Source organism: Bacillus sp. LR_5 (genome assembly GCF_042709275.1).
On the sequence record NZ_JAVAXX010000585.1, the window covers coordinates 1 to 1366 of the forward strand.

The 1366-nt window shown below is 39.1% G+C and carries 2 protein-coding genes and 1 pseudogene; 1 reads left to right on the forward strand and 2 read right to left on the reverse strand.

The annotated features are described in order from the left end of the window. Positions 1-190: 190 nt before the first annotated feature. Positions 191-381: pseudogene (locus RAC86_RS38695) on the forward strand (hypothetical protein). A 43-nt stretch (positions 382-424) separates the two neighbouring features. Here RAC86_RS38695 and RAC86_RS38700 read toward each other — a convergent pair. Both RAC86_RS38700 and RAC86_RS38705 read right to left on the reverse strand, forming a co-directional pair. Next, complete coding sequence (locus RAC86_RS38700) at positions 425-628, reverse strand: hypothetical protein (protein ID WP_377886955.1); 204 nt, start codon at positions 626-628, stop codon at positions 425-427. A 191-nt stretch (positions 629-819) separates the two neighbouring features. Then, positions 820-1278 (reverse strand): hypothetical protein, encoded by a 459-nt coding sequence (locus RAC86_RS38705; protein ID WP_377886956.1) that lies wholly within the window; start codon positions 1276-1278, stop codon positions 820-822. Positions 1279-1366 lie beyond the last annotated feature (88 nt).

The following is a 1366-nucleotide window of genomic DNA, read 5'->3' on the forward strand; positions in this document are numbered from 1 at the left end:
TGTATGAACTTGATAAGGGAGTAACCATTTTGAGTTTTTACAAAGCCGCGGATTTTTATATACTTTAGCACGCATCTTGGGTAATGTGCAAGCCGCAATAAAAGGAACGCTCGGGAAAAGAATTGCTCGCCGTGCTGCTGGTAAAGCTACTAACAAATTATTGAGAAAAATTATTAAGTAGGCTTGTAACATGAATGATTTTGAACGTAAGTTATATCGGATCATATCGTTAACATGCGTTTATATGGAAAGAACCCGACTTTGCCAGAATTAAAAAGAAAGACCGGATAAAGTGAACAGGAAATACGTGAGACTACAAAAAGCTTAATTCGTAAAGGTGCTCTTTCTTGGGATAAAGAAAAGAAATTATGGATTATTTAAAGCCCGCCTTATGAGACGGGCTTTTCGGGCGAGGTTATTACCTTTACACTTTCTTCACGCCTCCGTAAACACTTCCTTTTGCAGTAGACCCTATAAACGCCTCAACAAGAGCTGAGTTTAAAACGATGCCGGCCCATTTAAAACCTACAATGGATTCAACATATATACGTGAATAAACCTCTCTATAGGCATATCCTCCATGGCTGGCGTCCCGGTCTTGTCCTAATACCCTAGGAGAGATTGCCAAAGCTGTCCCCATCGGGTGGCGCTGATAGTCGCCATCTTTATAAGTAGCCCAAACTTTTTTGCCGTCATATTTAAATCTTCCTTCGGCCCAAAGTGTGAAGAGCTTCGGTCCACCAAGTCCATAAGCAATACCAGTGGTCCTTTCGGTTTTTGTAGTGCCTTGGACGCTTGCATCAGAGTCTGGAGAGTCAGTTAAAGTTTTTTGCTCAAGTTCTGGATATCCCCCAGATCACCTAGATAAACCTTAACCGTACTGTTTTGTGTTTCAAAAGTAAGCACATCCCCATAGGATTTGCTTTTTTCTTGTTCAGCCATAAAGCTGTTCATATTGAAAGCTTTACCGTTGAATTTTTCTAGTTCTGATTTCATTTCTGGGAAAACATCATAAAGCGATATGTCTGGATTGCTAAATGCTTTAGGTGCTGGATTGTTTTTGTAGTGATTCGAAATTACTTTTTCGATTTTTTCCAAAGAAGAGTTTTTGGGTAGATTTTCTAGGCTAGATTTCAACAAAGGAACTGTTTTTTCAACGTAATTTCTAATGTCAGTAATATCTTGCTGTGACTTTTGTTTAGGTGCTGCGCTCGCTGCTTCACCGAAGATACTAAATACCAAAGAGAAAGTCAGGCAAAAAAGCAATATCTTTTTCACGATAATCTCCTCCTATTTATCAGTCACCTCGCCCTCTTATATACATTTATTTACAATTTTACCTTTTCCTCCTACTGTTTTTTCGGGT